15 protein-coding genes are annotated in these 20074 nt (G+C 40.2%); 5 read left to right on the plus strand and 10 right to left on the minus strand.

The features are described 5' to 3' along the window. Nucleotides 1-20: 20 nt before the first annotated feature. The gene (locus OQX61_RS07180; RefSeq protein ID WP_265840975.1) at nt 21-602 is read left to right on the plus strand and encodes a lysine transporter LysE; all 582 of its coding nucleotides are present in this window, start codon (nt 21-23) and stop codon (nt 600-602) included. Nucleotides 603-815: 213 nt separating this feature from the next. Here OQX61_RS07180 and OQX61_RS07185 read toward each other — a convergent pair whose 3' ends face one another. The 9 genes from OQX61_RS07185 to OQX61_RS07225 form a co-directional block, all read right to left on the minus strand. Continuing rightward, nucleotides 816-2159 carry a DUF2157 domain-containing protein gene (locus OQX61_RS07185; protein ID WP_265840976.1) on the minus strand — a complete coding sequence of 448 codons (1344 nt, stop codon included), beginning with the start codon at nt 2157-2159 and terminating at the stop codon, nt 816-818. Nucleotides 2160-2567: 408 nt separating this feature from the next. Next, nucleotides 2568-4793, minus strand: coding sequence for a cation:proton antiporter (locus OQX61_RS07190; RefSeq protein ID WP_265840977.1), 2226 nt, complete (start codon nt 4791-4793; stop codon nt 2568-2570). Nucleotides 4794-4852: 59 nt separating this feature from the next. After that, complete coding sequence (locus OQX61_RS07195) at nt 4853-5215, minus strand: hypothetical protein (protein ID WP_265840978.1); 363 nt, start codon at nt 5213-5215, stop codon at nt 4853-4855. 59 nt (nt 5216-5274) lie between these two features. Continuing rightward, complete coding sequence (locus OQX61_RS07200) at nt 5275-6210, minus strand: bifunctional riboflavin kinase/FAD synthetase (protein WP_265840979.1); 936 nt, start codon at nt 6208-6210, stop codon at nt 5275-5277. 149 nt (nt 6211-6359) lie between these two features. Continuing rightward, entirely contained in the window at nt 6360-7226 is an 867-nt protein-coding gene (locus OQX61_RS07205) for a YitT family protein (protein ID WP_265840980.1), read from the minus strand. A 6-nt stretch (nt 7227-7232) separates the two neighbouring features. Further along, the gene (gene truB, locus OQX61_RS07210; RefSeq protein WP_265841636.1) at nt 7233-7985 is read right to left on the minus strand and encodes a tRNA pseudouridine(55) synthase TruB; all 753 of its coding nucleotides are present in this window, start codon (nt 7983-7985) and stop codon (nt 7233-7235) included. A gap of 199 nt (nt 7986-8184) precedes the next feature. Further along, complete coding sequence (locus tag OQX61_RS07215) at nt 8185-8979, minus strand: undecaprenyl-diphosphate phosphatase (protein ID WP_265840981.1); 795 nt, start codon at nt 8977-8979, stop codon at nt 8185-8187. Nucleotides 8980-8988: 9 nt separating this feature from the next. After that, entirely contained in the window at nt 8989-9213 is a 225-nt protein-coding gene (locus OQX61_RS07220) for a DUF3098 domain-containing protein (protein ID WP_187667648.1), read from the minus strand. Next, nucleotides 9213-10091, minus strand: coding sequence for a permease-like cell division protein FtsX (locus OQX61_RS07225; RefSeq protein ID WP_265840982.1), 879 nt, complete (start codon nt 10089-10091; stop codon nt 9213-9215). The genes OQX61_RS07220 and OQX61_RS07225 overlap by 1 nt, the downstream gene beginning before the upstream one ends. Nucleotides 10092-10431: 340 nt before the next feature. Between OQX61_RS07225 and OQX61_RS07230 the strand changes: the two genes are divergently transcribed. From OQX61_RS07230 to OQX61_RS07245, 4 genes are all read left to right on the plus strand, one after another. Beyond that, nucleotides 10432-10848, plus strand: coding sequence for a hypothetical protein (locus OQX61_RS07230; protein ID WP_265840983.1), 417 nt, complete (start codon nt 10432-10434; stop codon nt 10846-10848). 251 nt (nt 10849-11099) lie between these two features. Next, nucleotides 11100-12374: a chloride channel protein gene (locus OQX61_RS07235; protein ID WP_265840984.1), complete on the plus strand. Its 1275-nt coding sequence runs from the start codon at nt 11100-11102 to the stop codon at nt 12372-12374. 120 nt (nt 12375-12494) lie between these two features. Then, a complete protein-coding gene (gene leuS / locus OQX61_RS07240) occupies nt 12495-15302 on the plus strand; it encodes a leucine--tRNA ligase (protein WP_265840985.1) in 2808 nt (935 codons plus the stop codon). A 537-nt stretch (nt 15303-15839) separates the two neighbouring features. Beyond that, complete coding sequence (locus OQX61_RS07245) at nt 15840-18293, plus strand: outer membrane beta-barrel family protein (protein ID WP_265840986.1); 2454 nt, start codon at nt 15840-15842, stop codon at nt 18291-18293. A 104-nt stretch (nt 18294-18397) separates the two neighbouring features. Here OQX61_RS07245 and OQX61_RS07250 read toward each other — a convergent pair whose 3' ends face one another. After that, on the minus strand, nt 18398-20056 hold the full coding sequence (locus tag OQX61_RS07250) for an ABC transporter substrate-binding protein (protein ID WP_322973546.1): 1659 nt from the start codon (nt 20054-20056) through the stop codon (nt 18398-18400). Nucleotides 20057-20074: the final 18 nt, after the last annotated feature.

A 20074-nucleotide genomic window follows, 5' to 3' on the forward strand; every position in this document is an offset into this window, starting at 1 on the left:
TTTTAGGGATAATTTTGAACATGGTTGGATATATTCCTCCTGGAAATATCAACCTTACAGTAGTTCAAATTACGATTACCCGGGGAATCAGACAGGCACTTTATTTTATTGGTGCCTTCTCTGCGATAGAAATACTTTTCACTTTTGGTGTGATGAGATTTGTGCAGTGGCTTTCCAGTGAAATTCAGTTAGGGAGTATTATTGATGTACTCATGGTCTTTATGTTTGGGATTCTGGGCGTTATCACCTGGAGATCAAGGAAAGAAATGCCTAAGGCTGATTATTCAAAAAAAGACAGTATAAAATATGGAATGCTGCTTGGGGTGGTTAATCCAATGCAAATTCCATATTGGTTATTTGTGGGAACTTATCTGATTTCTAAAGAATGGATCGACATTGGTTACCTGTCTTTAACGGTTTTCAGTATTGGATCCGGTATCGGTGCAGGGCTTGCTTTATACGGTTTTGCGCGTTTTGCTCAATATATACAGGAGAAATTCACTTTAAGTAGCTATGTGGTGAGCAAAGGTATTGCCTTGTTGTTTTTTGCATTGTCAGCTTATCACATTGTTAAACTCATCTATATTTATGGGTTCAAATAAATAATACGTCTGTGACACGGCTAAGAAAACATATCTATGGCATTAAATAAGTAAATTCTCTACGGCAGCAGGTAGGAGCACATAGCTATCAGTACCTATGTGCTTGCTTATGAAAACAGCGTCTCCTTCAAATGAGTGAGCATCAAATGAGTAAAAAGTTTAAGCACTTTAAGGAGTACTAAAACTTTGAAACTTTAAGGGAGGACTAAAGTTTTATTGCTTTAAAAATTCAAGGTTCCATATCTTTTCGGCTCTTCTTCCGATGATCCAGAAGGAGGCTGCAAGAACGCAAAAGAAAAGTGCCTTATGCCAGCTGTCCCAGAAATATTCAAAATAACGAGTGTAGAGGTTGATGAAAAGAAAGGTAATGCCGAATTCTCTGGCAATATCATCCCGGTATTTTAAGCCAACAAACATACTGATCACGCAGGCTGCCGCAGAAATGATGGCCCAATAGAATAAACTGAGTTGTTTTACGCCATACCATTCTGATAATGTTCCGAAATTTCCAAATACAGAAAGCAACCAGAGGGAGAAAAACAGATACATCATTCCTATGATATAAGTGACCTGGAAAAAGTGACCTATGCTTCTATTGGAAGGCATTAGACCTGCATCCTTCTTTGCTGATTTTGTGGTCCGACCTACTGAATTTGTGGCCTGATCTATTGAGTTTGTGGACTGTTCCACAGAATTAACTGTCTCATCGGCAGATTTGCCCCCCTCATTTATGGAATGAACTGGATGTTTTACAGGTTTATCTGTTGTATTGGCCAATATAACTGAAGCGCTCATTGACAGATCTACGGAATTGGTATCAGTTGAGGAAACAGCCGCGGAACCAGGTTTAGTCCTCTTCGTTTTTTTGCCAAATAAAGAAAAGTTATTGATCGTATCAGCAGAACCTTTCATAAGGAAAGAAAGAGCGGTCAGTACCAGGCCAAAGCACACAAAGCGCAGTGGGTAGTTCATTCCTATAAAATACCAGTTTCCTCTCGATAGATAACCACTTTCTGTTCCGAACCAGGCACCGAGGGAAATCAACATAAAGGCCCAGATCAGCCTGGATTGAAAAATATAAGCCAGAATGCCATAAATGAATACTGCAATCAGCAGCAGCAGGGAAAAGTGAGTGCCACCGGCATGAATGGCTTTTCCTAAATAAGCAATCGAATTGGCGGTGAGCATAACAGCTGTAAATACAAGTGCTTCATTGCTAAATACCTGTTGTGACTGTGTCTTTTTTCTTTTGAAACTAAGAAAATAAAGATAACCGGCAGCAATTGCAGAAAGCAGACTGATGACGCCATCAGAGGTTTCATATAAGCTTTCGAGGTAATGGAGTACTACATTGTCTACCAGTAATGCGCCGAGCGAGATTACCCCACAAGCCATAGCAATCCAAAACGAGTACTGCGCTAACCTTCTCCAGTCAAAATGTTTCGTTTCATAACTGTTGCGTAACTTTTCCACATCAGCCGGACTCAGTAACTTTTTTTCCTGCCAATGTTCCAGCATCTCCTCTAAAAACTCACTTTTTTCGGAATCTATTTTCATTAAAATGTATTAAGGCTTTTAAAAAGTATAATGCTAAATTACGCTTATAAACGATTTATCGTATAGTGATTTGGATTTAATTGTTTTTCGCAGCGAAATAGCCCTCTTCAATAGTTCCTGTTCTTGAAGTTGGCAGATAATACTGCCTTGTAAAATGCTTTCTAAGAATTCTGCTCAATATAAATACCCCTTGATTAAGTCAATCAGATCAGTCCTGTAAAATGCTTTTTAAACTGCTGCTCGGTACAAATACCCCCTGAATTAAGTCAACCAGAACAATCTAATAAAATGCTTATAAATTTGCGGCAATACGATCTCATAAAAATGCCCCCAAAAAAGTCAGAAACTTTTTTGGGGGCATTGCAAATTTTTTGTGGGCTTTGCAGCCATCAGGATGAAAATTTCCGGTTAATTGAATAACTCCGGAACCTTCTTACTGTTACCTACAATCCACACAATATCTTCATTTTCAAAGATCAGATTCGAATCCGGATTTAAAATTCTTTCTCCTTGTCTCTCCACGCCAACAACCAGTCCCTGCGTTTTTTCTCTGATTCCAGAGCTACGAATACTCTGTCCATATACCGGAGAGCTACTCGTGATCACAATCTTTTGAAGAGTCATGTCTTTTTTAGGGAAGTTGGATTCCTCCAGTAATTCTTCTTTTATCCCTTCAAATAAAGGTTTGATAGCGGCCAGCTGATCATCCGTACCGATCACCAGAACCTTATCATTCGGATACAATCTCTCATCTCTTCCCGGCGTAGGAATCATGATTTTCCCGCGTTCAATTAAAGCGATATTGATCCCATATTTTTCTCTGATGGACAAATCGATTAATGTTTTGCCGACAAGTTCCGATTCCGGAGCCACTACCAGTTCGGCAAGGTGGGTATCCCAGGGCAGGATTTCCGGTTGTTCGTTTTGCTTTTCACGTGCATTCAGGTTCAACAGGAACCTACTTTCCATCTTATTATAGAAACCTTGTAGTTTTCTGGAGAAGATGAACATGCCCAGGATAATCAATGCAATGGCCACTACTACGGCGATCCAGTTGCTGTAGAACTGGTAGATCAGGAAGCCGACAAAGAATAAGGCTAATGAAATCCTCAACACCTCTAAAGCCACCAATGGGCCACGTGTATATTTCTTATTCAACCATAAATGCGAATAAGCTTTTTTCTCTATTTTTCTAATTGCCAATGCCCATAAGAAAGGCGTCATAATGATCAATGTCAGGATTAAACTGATGATAATTCCATTGTGACCATTGATGATGTTTTTAGTAATAAAAGGTTGCAGGTATTTTGAACCCAGGAAAACGATGGCAATAAGAATTACCGAGTGAATGATCGTATTGAAAGTATAAGACTTCAACAATACTTTCCAGTCGCTCATAGTTGTAATACCAGCCGTACTTGAACTGTATCTATTGATCGCTTCCACCCATCTTTTCGGCAGCGTTCGTTCCAGAAAATTGTAAAAAGGTTCAGAGGCCTGAATTAAATAAGGGGTCGTAAACGTAGTAATTGCAGATACGGCTACCGCGATAGGGTATAGGAAATCACTGGTTACTTTTAGTGTTAAACCTAGCGTGGCAATAATAAATGAAAACTCTCCGATTTGCGCCAGACTCAAACCTGTTTGTACGGAAGTTTTTAATGGCTGACCAGAAAGTAGTGCCCCCATACCAGAGCTCAGGAACTTTCCTAAAATCGTAGCTACAGTAATCACCAAAATTGGAACCGCATAATCGATCAGGATACTTGGATTGATCATCATCCCTACGGATACGAAAAATATCGCTGCAAAAAGATCTTTTACTGATTTTGTCAGGTGTTCTATACGTTCAGCCTGCGTGGTTTCTGCTAAGATGGAGCCCATGATAAAGGCACCAAGGGCAGGGGAGAACCCTACTTTAACGGCCAATAGCACCATCAATAAACACAAAGCAATGGATACAATCAGCATGGTCTCATCATTCATCAGTTTCTTTGTTGCTTTCAGGAAAGTAGGCACTAAGAAGATACCGCCAATGAACCATAAAATCAGGAAGAAACCTAGTTTTAAAATAGAGATCAGCATGTCGGCACCGGCAAACTGCTGACTCACGGCAAGGGTAGACAACAATACCAATAACAAAATGGCTACTAAATCTTCTACAATCAGGACGCCGAAAACCAATCCGGCGAACTTCTTATGTTTCACGCCAAGCTCTTCAAATGCACGTATAATGATTGTAGTAGAAGAAACAGAAAGGATACCCCCAAGGAAGATACTATCCATCGTAGACCAGCCCATGGCCATTCCGGCGGCAAAACCAATCAACAACATAAAGACAACCTCTACGATGGCGGTAATGGAGGCGGAACCTCCAACCTTTACCAGCTTTTTGAAACTGAATTCCAGTCCTAAGCTAAAAAGTAAGAAGATTACACCAATTTCCGCCCAGATGGTGATGCTGGCATTATCGGTAACAGTAGGGATAAAGTTGATATGTGGGCCAACCAGTAGTCCGGCGAGGATATAACCCAATACCAGTGGTTGTTTAATTTTTTTAAATAACAGGGTAGTGATCGCAGCTGCGGCAAGTATTAAACCTAAGTCGGTGATTAATACGGGTAAATGTATCATATAAAATGTGTTTTTTTAAAGTTATGAAATAATATCGATCAGATTTCGACGATTTTTAACTACCAAAAAACATGCTTAGGATACAGAAAATTGAAAATATATGAATACCCAAAATTCTGAAATACATGATAAGTCCTGATGACCACCAGGGGGATATATAAAGTTTTATCGGTTCCTCTTAGAAAGAACCAGGGGGTAATGGAATGCTTTTGTGTTGGATGACTGATATAGGTAAGGTCTTCCAAAAACGCCTTCTTTAGAGAAGTACGATCTTTAGAAAGTGGATTTAGGTAATGCTTTTTGGTGTTGAAATTGGATTTGCTCACATAAGGGCTTACCTGAGCTACACCTTTTCCTTGTGCGGTTTGCAAGGAAATTACCTGGCTGAAAACGAAAAATATAGCAGATAACAAAAGCCTCATTGAGGTAAATATAGCAAAAAAAAGCCTTTTTTCGTAGTAAAAAGGCTTTTAAATGCCGTTTATTTCCTTTTTTCGAAATAAGCGAGTGTATCTAATTTATCCTGATGAAGTTGGATTTTAAGCGTTTCCAAGCCGGTAAATTTCACATCATGGCGTAAAAACTCCAGGAAAGTCATCGTAATATACTGACCATAGATTTCCTTGTTGAAGTCAAAAATGTTCACCTCAATGTTTCTGGTCATCCCATTGATTGTTGGACGTTGTCCGATATAGGCCATTCCTTTATAAGACTCGCTGCCCATATCGATGGTAACCGCATAAATACCATCCGAAGGGATCAGTTTATAGGTTTCTTCCAGAAAAATATTAGCAGTTGGAAAACCGATCGTACGACCGATTTTATCGCCTTTAATGACTCTGCCATGGATAGAGAAATTATAGCCCAGGTAGTTTGCCGCCAATGCCACTTCGCCATTCAGTAATGCTTTTCTGATTTTTGTAGAGCTCACGCCCACATCATCTATATCCTGTTCTGCGATTTCTTCGATTTTATAATCGAATTGTTTGGATAACATTTCCAGTTCCTGCATGCCACCTTTCCGGTCTTTCCCAAAGCGATGGTCGTAACCTACAATCAGCTGTTTAATGCCTATCGTGTCCACTAAAATATTTTTAATGTAATCACCAGGGCTAAGGTTGGAAAAGTCTCTGGTGAAAGGCGTGATGATCAAATGATCTACGCCTAGTCCGGTAAGTATCTTTATTTTTTCATCTATAGTATTGATCAGTTTCAAATCCTGGTTCTCGGGATCAATGATCATTCTTGGGTGAGGAAAAAAGGTTAAGATCACACTCTCGCCACCGGTAGATTTTGCCAGTTCACAAAGTCTTTTGATGATTTTCTGATGCCCGTAATGTACCCCGTCGAAAGTTCCTATGGTGGCAACGGCATTGTCTAATTTTTTAAACTCAGAAAGATGGTGATATGTTTTCATCAGCTTGTTTTAAGATTTTTATTGTTGCTGCAGGTTTATTATTGCTGTAGGTTTTGATGCCTGGTTGTTTCATCTTGTCTATCAATTGAGCGTTCCAGTGTTCATCATCGGCTCAATTTAAATTTCCGGTTAATGAGGAAAGTTAACCGTTAATGCAAGGCCTGGCGTTTCAATACCACACCTCCTTTAATATCTGCAATCTGTTGCTGGACTACAAAAGCATCCGGATCAATATTTCTGATTTCCGTTTGTAATTTCCCGATTTCCAGTTTGGTCAGAACTGTATACAGAATGTCAATGTCTTTTTTTATCCCATAACCACCTTCGCCCTTGTAAACTGTAACCCCACGTTTCATCGTTCCAATAACGTATTCTTTAATCTCATCACTTTTATCAGAGATGATCGTTACTCCGGTATACTGCTCCAGGCCGTTCACCACAAAATCAATGGTCTTTGTGGCAGACAGGTAGGTTAAAATCGCGTACATGGCTGTTTCCATACCCAGGAATATCGCTGCAAAAGAGAAGATAAAGATGTTCAATACCAGAATGATATTTCCTACGGTGAGCATACTGTTTCTGCTGATGTACAAGGCCAATACCTCGGTGCCATCAATCACACAACCGCCTCGCATCGCCAAACCAATCCCACCACCAAGAAAGAAGCCGCCAAAAAATGCGATCAGTAAAGGAACATGGGTAACGGGTTTAAAAGGAAGGACCACCAGAAAAATAGCCAGTGCGGTAATCGCCAGGGCCGTTTTAAAGGCAAATGCTTTTCCAATTTGCCTGTAACCTAGAATAATAAAAGGAACATTGATCAGTACGATCAGGTAGGAGAGTTTCCAACCGGTCAGCGTACTGATCAAAAGAGAAATACCTGTGACTCCACCATCAATAAAACCACTGGGGATCAAAAAGCTTTTTAAGCCGAAACAGGCAGACACAACGCCACAAGTAATCAATAAGAAGTCTTTCAAAGACCTTGCATTTTTACTTTTAAAATGGCTTTGCATCACATATTATATTTGAGGCTCTACTGGAGAGGCCGGTAATTCTTTTTTACTACGCAGGTGAGCTACTAAATCTGCCACTTCATAAGCATTTTCTAAGGAGAAACTCCCACTACGCGTACGTGTTAAAACCGATAAGTAAGCACCATTGTTTAAATGTTTTCCAAAATCAGAGATCAGGGACCTGATGTAAGTTCCCTTACTGCAAACAATCCTGAAATCAACTTCAGGTAGTGCAATACGTGTGATTTCGAAAGCTGAAACCGTCACAAAGCGCAGACGAAGTTCAGTTTCTTCCCCACGACGAGCCTTTACATACAAACGTTCACCGTTCACTTTAACCGCAGAATGTGCCGGTGGATATTGTTGAATATCGCCTGTAAAAGGCGCTGTAGCCGCATATATTGCTTCCTCAGTTAAGCCCTCTAAAGGATATTCCTGATCCACAACAGTCTCCATATCGAAAGAAGGAGTAGAAGCACCCAGGATCATGGTTCCTGTATATTCTTTTTCCTCTGCTTGAAAAGTATCAATTTGCTTGGTTAATTTCCCGGTACAAAGGATCAGTAATCCTGTGGCCAGGGGATCCAAAGTGCCTGCATGACCCACCTTAACTTTTAAAGGTTTTAGCGAGTTTCTGATTTTTCCAACTACATCAAAGCTGGTCCATTGATAAGGCTTATTGATGAGTAACAATTCACCTTCCGCAAAATTAAAGTCTGGAAAGGTCTTCGTATTTAAGTTATTTTCACTCTCTGTCATTGCAATACACGCTATTTTTAATACGTTTTCTTTGTAATATTTTATCTGGTTGATCAGGATACTGATTAGCATTGCTACCGATCATAATTCTGATTAAAATGGTAATTAAGGAATCTTAATCAAAACCAAATGACCTCAATCAACTTTTTTTGTAATTAAAAAACACCATCAGGCATCCTAAAATTACGGAAATTATAATTTAAAGTACCGTCAGGTCGATCCCGGAGAAATAAAGTGCGAGAATCACCACGCCGATTACTATCCTGTAATAACCAAAAACACGGAAACCATGTTTTGATAAAAATCCGATAAATGATTTAATGGCAATAATGGCCACAATAAAAGCAATCAGGTTTCCAAAAAGCAAGAGCTTGATGTTTTCTCCATTTAGCAGGTGCGCGCCTTTTAAAAGCTTATATCCTGTTGCAGCACACATGGTGGGTACGGCTAAAAAGAAGGAAAATTCTGCGGCAGCATGTCTGGTTAGTTTCTGTTGCATACCGCCGATAATGGTGGCTGCACTTCTGCTTAAACCTGGAAACACGACTGCCAACACCTGGAAACAACCGATTTTAAAAGCCGACATATTTGTGATGTCTGCTTCATGATGGATTTCCGGATTTTTGAACATTTTGTCGATAAATAGCAGTACAATACCACCTATTAACAAGATCACGGCAATAAACACCGGACTTCCTAATTTATCATCAATAAAGTCATTCAATAAATACCCGAATCCTAAGGCCGGAATCACGGCAATCAGCAGTTTCACATAAAACTGCCATTTGCTAAAGTCAAAAAACTTTTTCCAATACAACACTACAACGGCGAGAATAGCACCTAGCTGTATGGCAATTTCAAATAGTTTAACAAATTCATCGTTTCCAATTCCCATGACTGCACTGGCAATCACCATGTGGCCGGTAGAAGAAACTGGCAAAAACTCCGTTAACCCCTCTATAACAGCGAGGATAAAGGCCTGTAAATAATTCATGTAGGCGGGTTATTTTTTAAGAATAGCATAAACTCCAAAGGCAAAGCCAAACAGCACAGTCATTGGTGCAAGGGTGGTTTTTCTGAAGTCGTAAATATCAGTAGTGCCCATCATTAAGATAAAGCCCAATACTACAATCGCGATGCTGATCAATAGCAATTGGTAGTTCTTTTTTGTAAAAACAAGTTCAGATTTGCTTTCCTGATTTACAGGAGCTGTTTTTTTCTCTGTCATTAGTTATAAAGGTCGTAAATTTTTAAACGTAAATATTTGCTGACTGCAAAGGCAGTGCTGATCGCAGTAATAAAGATACCAATGCCTACAAGGCTCAGCAATACAATACCAAATTCTGTATAATTTCTTAGAATGATGATCTCAGGAATCTCTCTTTGTGCATAGTATAAAATGCCCAACAGAATTAAGATCGCGATAAATGCAGCGATTAAACCATGCAATGCAGCCAGTAAAATGAATGGCTTGCGGATAAAGTTTCGGGTAGCGCCCACCAATTGCATACTTTTAATTAAAAAGCGTTGCGAATAAATGGCCAGGCGGATGGTGTTATTGATCAAAGCAATAGAAATGATCAGTAGAATCGCTGCAAAAGCAAGGATAATCAAACCAATGGTATTGATGTTTTTATTGACCATGTCGATTAAAGAACTCTGATAAATCACCTCTTTAACCACCGGGTTTTTTGCAATACTCGCTTTTAGCTCATCAATGCTTTTATTGTTGGCATAGTCAGCCTTCAAATAAACATCTACTGTAGAAAGTAATGGGTTATACCCTAAAAAGTTCACGAAATCTTCACCCAGATCTGCTGTCAGGTTTTTCGCGGCCATTTCTTTATTTACATATTGCGTGTTTTTGATGGCTGGATTGGCATTTAACTCCTTTTGGAAAGTTAAAACATCCGCTTCTTTTGCGCCTTCGTCCACAATGATGTTCAATACTATATTTTCTTTAACGTAGTTGGAAAGATTTTTTGCATGTACTAAAATCAAACCCAACATGCCCAGCATCAATAGCACTAAAGCTATACTGAAAATCGTAGAAATATAAATGGTTTTTGTCTTCTTAGAAGCATCGCTAACTTCAAATTCTTCCATGTATGTGTTTTTATGTTGTGCGAAAATAAAAAAATATAAGCAACTAATTTAAAATTATAGCCTTTATCCCTTTTTAATCTTCAAAACTACAACGCCTGATCGACCAAAATAGTTTAAAACTATCAGTTTTACGCTCAGTTTTTTAAGGGAAAATGTAAGATGTTGGTAAGTGTTGTGTAACATTTTTGTACCAAAATGGAATTTTTAACGTTCTTTTCCTGTTGACCGCAAGGTCGGAAACGGAAAACCCGTCGTAATACGAATTCCGGATCCACCAAAAAAATCAAAAAATCAATCAAACCAATTGCGTTAAACCAATTGAAACACAACAAATGAACCTATGAAAAAACAACTTACTTTCGCTACAGTGCTACTATTTATGATTGCAGGAATTACCACCGGATGTAAAAAGGAAACCGGAGAATCAAGATCATTAAAAAAGAAAGTAGAAGGAAAATGGCTGGTCAGTAAAGTAGAGACCACAATTGCCGGAGGAGCAACGAGTACTTATGTAGGCTTACCGACCGATTTTTTTGAGTTTCGTAATGACGAAAAAGATCAGTTAGATGTAAATATTGGTACAGAACGTTCACTTGGAACTTATGCCGTTTTAGCAACCGATGATATCAATATGGTCTTTTCTGGTAAAGTACTTCACAGTACAATCAATAGCATTACCGACAATAGCTTTGAATTCACTGCAACCGTAGATGGTTCCAATCCTAAAGAAACCAGAAAATATTCCCTGCGGAGATAATATAAACAGAAAATCATTTGACCCGGTAAAAAACAGGCAACAGCAAGTTTAAATATCTTTAGGTATTGTGAAATACAACCCCAATGCTTGTAAAATACAATGCAGGTTCTACCAAAACACAGTCTCATTCTGGTAAAAGATAATAGCATCCCTATTAGCTAAGAGCTGCCCTTTTGTTTTCAAAACAATATGGGCAGCTTTTTTTATATTTGCCTTAAGCCTTTTGCTTTTTAAAATGAACAGGCTTATTTATGACGGAAAACAATACCAATTTTTCAAGCCTGATACTCCGATTTCTTAACCAGGATACCATTATCAGTTATTTACTAAAATGGACGATACTCAGCTTGTTGGTTGGAGCTGCTGCGGGAATACTCTCCGCCTTGTTTTTAAGCCTTTTAAATTTAGTAACAGACTTCCGAAACCATCATCCCCAAATCATTTACCTGTTGCCGCTAGCAGGATTTTTTATCGGGCTGATCTATTACCATAAAGGGAAAACTGTAGAAAGAGGTAATAATCTGATTTTTGACACAATTCACAATCCTAAAGATATTATCCCATTTAAAATGACACCTTTAGTGTTATTTGGGACCATCATCACCCATTTATTTGGAGGATCCGCAGGGAGAGAGGGGACCGCCTTACAAATGGCTGCCGCTACTGCCGACCAATTACACCGACCTTTTCAACTCATCCCTTCCGATCGAAAAATTCTGCTAATCGCAGGATTAAGTGCGGGATTTGCTGCTGTTTTTGGAACACCATGGGCAGGGGCAATTTTTGGAATTGAAGTATTGCTTCTGGGCAAAATCCCTCAAAAATCAATTTACCCTGCAATTCTATCAGCTTTTATTGGTGCTTATGTTACCGGACTCCGGGGAGTAGAACATACCCATTACCAGGTAGGGCAGATCCCCGATATTTCACTGATGGGTGTTTTTTATAGCATTTTGGCCGGACTGACATTCAGTATTGCCGCAATTTCCTTTGTCAGGCTCACAGATTTACTTTCTTTTGTTTTCAAAAAGCTAAAATATGCACCAATTCGTCCCGTAGCCGGCGGTCTTGTCGTACTCGGAATCGTGTTGCTGTTGGGAACTTATAAATACATCGGGCTGGGAATACCTGTGATTGTTGATGCTTTTCATCAGCCTTCGCAACCGCAGGATTTCGCTTTTAAGATCCTGCTGACCTCCATCACCCTTGCCGCCGGATTTAAAGGCGGAGAGGTTACCCCGCTGTTTTTTATTGGCGCCACACTTGGCAGTGCATTGTCGATTATTCTTCCTTTGCCAGTAGGATTACTAGCCGGAATGGGCTTTGTAGCTGTATTTGCCGGAGCAGCCAAAACGCCGGTCGCCTGTTGCATCATGGCTTTCGAACTGTTCGGTATTTCCTGCGGATGGTATGTGGCCATCGCCTGCATGGTAGCTTTTCTGGCTTCCGGACACCACAGTATTTATAATGCACCAGAAAATAAAATGCCAAAACATTTACTCTTCGGCAGATTTGGGATCAAGTAATCACCATTAAGAACCAGTAATAATACCCCATTTTACCTCCTTACCCCGGCTATTTTAGAAAGGGTTTCTGATCCAACCTTTATTTCCTTATTTTCGCGCTATATATAAGGCATAGCTGTAATGGATTATCAATTTAAAGAAATAGAACAAAAGTGGCAAGAGTTTTGGGCTAAAAATCAAACGTTTAAAGCAGAAGATCATTCTGTAAAACCTAAATTTTACGTACTCGACATGTTTCCTTACCCATCAGGAGCAGGTTTGCATGTTGGTCACCCACTCGGTTATATTGCTTCCGATATATTTACCAGATATAAAAGGTTAAAAGGATACAATGTATTGCATCCGATGGGATACGATTCCTTCGGTTTGCCGGCAGAACAATATGCCATTCAAACGGGACAACATCCGGCATTAACAACGGAAGTAAACATCAATACTTACAGAAGACAACTGGATCAGATCGGTTTCTCTTTTGATTGGAGTAAAGAAGTGCGTACCAGTGATCCTGAATATTATAAATGGACACAATGGATCTTTATGCAACTTTTCAATTCCTGGTATAACAAGGAAACTGACCGTGCGGAAGACATCACCAGCTTAATAGAAAAATTTAATGCTTCGGGAAGCGCTGATGTAAAAGCGGTTTGCGATGAAGATACAAAGTCTTTCCTACCTAGCGACTGGGCAGCAATGACTCCGGAAGAAAAACAGGAAGAGCTGTTAAAATACCGCTTAACTTATCTTAGAGAAAGTACGGTGAACTGGTGCGCGGCATTAGGAACTGTATTGGCTAATGATGAGGTGATCGGTGGTTACTCAGAACGTGGTGGCCATCCGGTAGAGCAAAAGAAAATGATGCAGTGGAGTATGCGTATTTCGGCTTATGCAGAGCGATTGTTGCAAGGCTTAAACACCATTGACTGGCCGGAACCAGTAAAAGAAATGCAACGCAACTGGATTGGTAAAAGTGTGGGCGCAAGCGTTCGCTTTAAAATCGAAGGCGCTGAAGATCTAACCGGTTTAGGTACCGATTTTATCGAAGTATTCACCACCCGCGTAGACACGATTTTTGGTGTTTCTTACCTGGTACTGGCACCAGAGCATGAATTAGTGATTGCTTTAACCAAACCAGAACAATTGGATGGCGTAAATAATTACATTGCTCAAACTAAGAAAAAAACGGAATTAGACCGTATGGCTGATGTAAAAACCGTTTCCGGTGCATTTACAGGTACGTATGTGATCAATCCGGTAAGCGGAGAACGCGTACAATTGTGGATTGCAGATTACGTATTGGCAGGATATGGAACTGGTGCCGTAATGGGCGTGCCTAGTGGTGATCAGCGCGACTGGTTATTTGCAACCAATTTCAAATTGCCAATTGTACAGATTTTGGATGGTCAGAAAGATATCGAAACTCAGGCGGATTCAACTAAAGAAGGTAAATACATCAATTCCGGTTTCATCAACGGAATGGCTTATGCTGAAGCTACAGAAACCTTAAATAACTGGTTGGAAGAGCAAGGAGTAGGAAAAGCGAAAATTAACTACCGCATGCGTGATGCGATCTTTGGTCGTCAGCGTTATTGGGGAGAGCCAATTCCTGTATATTTCAAAAATGGCTTGCCATACCTGATCAAGGAAGAAGAATTGCCTTTATTGCTTCCTGAAATCGATAAATATCTGCCAACAGAAAGCGGAGAGCCACCATTGGCAAGAGCAGAAGACTGGAGCTACGATGATCAGTATGAATATGAATTGAGTACGATGCCAGGATGGGCAGGTTCCAGCTGGTACTGGTACCGCTACATGGACGCTAAAAATAAATCTGCTTTTGCTTCGGAAGAGGCGATTGAATATTGGCAGGATGTAGATTTGTATATCGGTGGCTCAGAACATGCAACCGGACACTTATTGTACAGTCGTTTCTGGAATAAATTCCTGAAAGATCTTGGACATGTAAAAGTAGAAGAGCCATTCAAAAAACTGATCAACCAGGGGATGATCCAGGGAAGATCTAACTTCGTTTACCGCGTGGTAGATGAAGAAGGTAAAGGAACCAATACCTTAGTTTCTTACGGACTGAAAAAAGACTATAAAACTACGCCACTACACGTTGATGTGAATATCGTAGAGCATGAAATCCTGAATATCCCTCAGTTTAAATTGTTCAGACCTGAATTTGCTGATGCGGAATTTATCCTTGAAGGCGGAAAATATATCTGTGGAGTAGAGGTAGAGAAAATGTCTAAATCTAAATTTAATGTCGTGAATCCTGATGTATTGATCGCCAGCTATGGCGCAGATACGTTGAGAATGTACGAAATGTTCTTAGGACCATTGGAGCAAAGTAAGCCATGGAATACCAATGGAATTGAAGGTGTATTTAAATTCCTTCGCAAATTCTGGCGTTTATTCCATAATGATGCATGGGTATTCAATGTGAGTGATTCTGTGCCTACAAAAGCAGAGTTAAAAGCATTGCATAAAATCATTAAAAAGGTACAGGATGATGTGGAACGTTTCTCTTTCAATACTTCTGTTTCCAGCTTCATGATTGCGGTTAATGAGTTGACTGACCTGAAATGTAAAAACCGTCAGGTTTTGGAAGATTTAATCGTAGTGCTTTCTCCGTATGCACCGCATATCTGTGAAGAACTTTGGACAAACCTGGGTAATGATGCAGGAAGTTTATCTTATGCAAAATATCCGGAATTTAATCCAGCCTTTATGGTAGAAGATGAGTTCTCTTATCCGGTGTCAGTGAACGGTAAAACCCGCTTAAACCTTAATTTAAGTCTGAACTTGGAAGCTAAAGAGATTGAAGAAATCGTATTGGCAGATGAGCAGGTGCAAAAATACCTGGAAGGTAAAATACCTAAAAAGGTGATTGTCGTGAAAGGCCGTATTGTAAATATTGTGATCTAATAAGGATATAAATACAAGTGATTTCAGGCTCCGGACCATAAGTCCGGAGCCTTTTTATTTATAAGGACCAGCCAGGTTATATGGTCTGTAAGCGAGGTTGCGCGATATCACTTTAAGAATTTCAGGACCCATTTGAGCAGGCTTGTGGAAATAAGCGGGAGCTGAGCTGAAATAACGCTTCAGCCTTGATTGCTCCGGGTGCTTTTGCCCGGGCTTTTCTGAGGCACCAAGCCCGTCAAGGCCCCGCCAACCCATGGGTAACGCCCCTATAAAGCCCCGATAATTTAAACCCGATTGGCCATTGTATTCTTCAGCAAAAATATTTTAAAATTCCTGTTGCAAAATTTTTTGTTGCTCAATATTAATCATAAATTCTTTTCACCGGTGAATAAATGCAATTCACCGTAAAATAATTGCCAGAAGTCTAAAATCTATGGCCAGGAGTTGTAACAATATTTACCTTCGTTAGACTAATTGAAAAACGGGAAAGCGCTGAGCTGACCAGTTCATTGATGCGATTAAAAACTAAAACCTAAAATGAAAAAACTTATACTCTTATTTTTTGGTCTGGTCCTTACGATTGGAGCAAATGCACAGTTTCCAATGGGCGGGGGGACGGCTAAAAAAATGGTTACCGGAAGGATAACCGCCGTTATTCTGGACTCGGTTACCAAAAAGCCCATTGATTATGCTACTGTATCCCTAATAAAAAACAAAGATAATAAATCTGTAAACGGCGCAGTAACAGACGAGCGCGGAAGGCTGACGTTGTCAAATATCAGTCCGGAAGACTATAAGCTGTCTATCGGATTTATGGGCTACAAAACAAAAATCATTACCGTAAAAACCACGCCGGGGAAACCTGATTTAAACGTAGGAACGATTTACCTCAGCCCAACCGCAAGTAACCTGAAAGAAGTGGAAATTAGCGGTCAGGCGGCATTGATTGAAAACAAAGTAGATAAAATCGTATACAATGCGGAGCAGGACATTACAAACGCGGGTGGTGATGCCACAGATGTGATGCGTAAGGTTCCGATGTTATCCGTAGATGTAAACGGAAATCTTCAAATGAGAGGAAGTGCGGTAAGGGTATTGATCAATGGGAAACCATCCGGCACGATGGCCAACAGTGTGGCTGATGCCTTAAAAATGATTCCTGCGGAGCAGATAAAAAGTGTGGAGGTGATCACCAGTCCATCGGCAAAATATGATGCGGAAGGTTCTGGCGGTATCGTGAATATCATCACGAAAAAGAAATCAGCAGAAGGAACCAGTGGAAGTGTGAACACCTCGGTAGGTACACGTTCTAACAATGGTGCCTTTAACCTGAATGCTAAAACCGGACGTTTATCCCTGACAGGAAGTCTGGGTGTAAACCATGCTTATCCTCAAAACTCGTTGGTGCGTTCTTTTAATAAGTCTGTTTTAAGCGATGGGAGCTTGAGTACGGTTTCCCAGGATGGTTATTCAAAATGGTCGCGTGTAGGCTATAATGGTAGCGTAGGGGTAGATTATGATTTCAATAATTACCATAACATCAGTAGTAATGTAAAGATAAACCGCTTCTCTAATGGCGGTCCGGGGAGTTCTAATGTTTTAACCAATGGTTTCCCTTCTGTAAATATCAGAGATATGGATATGGGGTTCAATAATTTGGATTGGAATATCGATTACAGGAAAACCAGTAAAAAAGAAGGAGAGGAGTTTAGTGTTTCTGCACAGCTCACTACCGGAAGAAATACCAGTGATTACAGCAACAGAACAATATTTAGCGAGCCGTTTTTCCCGACTCCCGGAGGTCCGGGGGTAATGCTTCCCGACCTGATTAACGATGGATCTAATACCGGGAAAAATAATGAGTATACCTTGCAATCAGATTATGTCTATCCAATCAGTAAAACGACAACTTTAGAAACCGGAATCAAAGGGATCTCCAGGAACATCATCAGTAATTACGGAGAAAGCTTACAGGATTTTGATTATGACCAGAAGGTAGCTTCTGCTTATGGAGTATTAGGTTTTAAACTTGGCAAGAAAATTACTGCTAAAGCAGGATTAAGGGGAGAGTATACCGATATCAATGCGATGTCCGGTCATAAGGATAAATATGATAAGGATTATATGAACCTGTTCCCGAGTGCGGTTTTATCGCAGGCATTAAAAGGTGGAAGTAGTATAAAGTTGAGTTATAATAAAAGAATTCAACGTCCAAGTTTGTTTTATTTGAATCCTTTTGAAAACAAAAGTGATCAATATAATGTGATGCGTGGTAATCCGGAATTAGATCCGGAAATCACCCAAAACATGGAATTGGGCTATTCTACTTTTATTAAAGGTTCTGTGATCAATGCTTCAGTTTTTTACCGGACTACAAAGGACGTGATTGAAAGTGCCATTTTACCGATTCCCGGAACGGAAGCAGATGGCCAGCGCTTTTTAACTACCTACCTGAATATCGGCAGAAGTCAGTCTTATGGTATGAACGTATTCGCGAGTTACAATCCTAAGCCAAAATGGACCTTAATGACAAACCTTGGGCTGAACACTTATGAAGTGAACAATCAGGCCAGCAATGTTAATACAGGCACTTTTGTAAATTATACTGCCTTCTTCCGTTCTGCTTATGCTTTACCCGGTGGATGGAATACAGAGCTCTGGGGCGTAGTAAATTCTCCAAGAAGAACTTTTCAGGGTAAAACAGATGCGATGTATTTCTATGGTGGGGCGCTGAAAAAAGAAATCATGAAGAAAAAAGCAAGTATCGGACTGAATGTCCTGAACCCTTTTAGCCGTGATTTAGTGATCAACACGGTAAATAAAGGAAGCAACTACGAACAGACAACTAATATCCATTATCCATTGCGCTCCTTCGGCGTAAACTTCAGCTATAACTTCGGTAAGTTGAAATTCACACAACCTAAAAAAGGAGTGAAAAATGATGATGTGAAAAAAGAGGAGCAAGGCGGAATGGGAGGCGTTCAAAACTAAAAACCTTTATAAAATACAAGATATATCCGGACTGAATTTTCCGAAGATTAATCTTACTCCCCGAAAAAGACCTTTCCGCTAAAAATGGAAAGGTTTTTTTTTTTTTATTGCTTTTTAACGTGTTTTAAGATCATCAGGTTCAATGGATTCAAAGGGTATCCGCTGATGTTATTTTGGAGCATGATCAACGATTGATCATAAAGTATCGGTACGATGTTGGCATAAGTCATCACCATACTGTCCATCTTTTGATAAAGCTTATATCTTTTCTGCGGATCATTCTCATAATAACTGCGCTCAAATAAGCGGTCGTAATCTTTGTTGAAATAGCCGGTATAGTTGGGCCCGTTGGGTACTTTATTTTTGGAGTAAAATACCGCCAGGTAGTTCTCGGCATCGCCATAATCGGCAATCCAGGAGCCCCTGAAAAAATTAACGGCATTTTTTGACATCATATCCCTTAAACTGGCATTTGGACTGGCGTCGATTTTTACTTTGATGCCAATCGCATTCAGCTCACCTTGTATAAATTCCATCAGGTCTTTATAGGTCGTAGAAGTACTCAGGGTGATCTGTGGCATGCCTTTCCCATTAGGAAAGCCCGCTTCGGCCAATAATCTGGCTGCTTTTTCCGGCTCATAATGGTAGCCTTTTACCACGGTGCTGTCGAAACCTGGCATCCCTTCCGGCACAAAACCCGCAGTAGCAGGAATGCCGATACTGTTCCTCAGATATTTAATCAGCTTGGGCTTGTCTATGGCATAATTGATCGCCTGTCGTACTTTTAAGTACTTTACCGGTGAGTTTTTGGCAATGCTTTTAGTCGTGTCTACCAGGAAACCGAGGTACTCTGTACAGAGGTAAGGGCTTTTGATCAATTGAAACTTTCCCTTGTATTTTTGGGTCATTTTTCCGCCCTTGGTCAGGATGTCATCGCGGTAGCTCCCGTCCACCTTGTCAAAAAAATCAAGGTCCTTTTTGATGAAGTTCATGAAAGCACTTTGCTTGTCGCTGATGAACGTAACTTTTACGGCGTCGAGATAAGGCAATTGATGGCCATTCTCCTTTTCCCAGTATTTTTCATTTTTCAGGAATACCAGAACTTCATCTTCCTTCCAGTACTTAAATTTAAAGGGGCCGGTTCCTATCGGGTGACTGCGGAAGTCCTTCCCGTAATGTTCTACCACTTCTTTCGGGACTACAGAGGCATATTGTGCCGTCAGTAAACTTAGAAAGGCAGGGAAAGGTTTGGTCAGGATAATTTGAAAAGTGGAGTCGTTGAGGGCGATAAAACTATGCTGGTCTTTTACTTTGTCACTAAAAATCCAGCTCCCCGAAGAGGCCACTTTCGGGTCAATTAAACGGTAAAAGCTGTAGACAAAATCATCGGCTTTTACCTTTCTGCCTTTTCCGCCGGGAAAGATAGGATCGTCATGGAAGAAAACATCGTTTCTCAAATGAAAAGTATAGTTTAAACCATCTTCAGATATTTTCCAGTTTTTCGCAATGCAGGGTAGGGTGTTCAGGTTGCTGTCGATTTGTACCAGGCCATTGAAAATCTGGTTCACCATCCAAAGCGCGTTTTGATTGCGTGCAAAGGCGGGATCCAGAGAGGTCAGGTTCTGATCCAGGTTCATGTGGAAGACTTTCTTTTTGGGATCATCAGCCTTTCTGCCACAGGCTGCAAAGAGAAACAGTAATAATCCGTAAAAAATATGGGAGATAATACGATGCATCGGTGTAGGAATACTAATTTTGCACAAAGTAATAAATAAATCAAT

Source organism: Pedobacter sp. PLR (assembly GCF_026239675.1).
Lineage (GTDB): Bacteria > Bacteroidota > Bacteroidia > Sphingobacteriales > Sphingobacteriaceae > Pedobacter.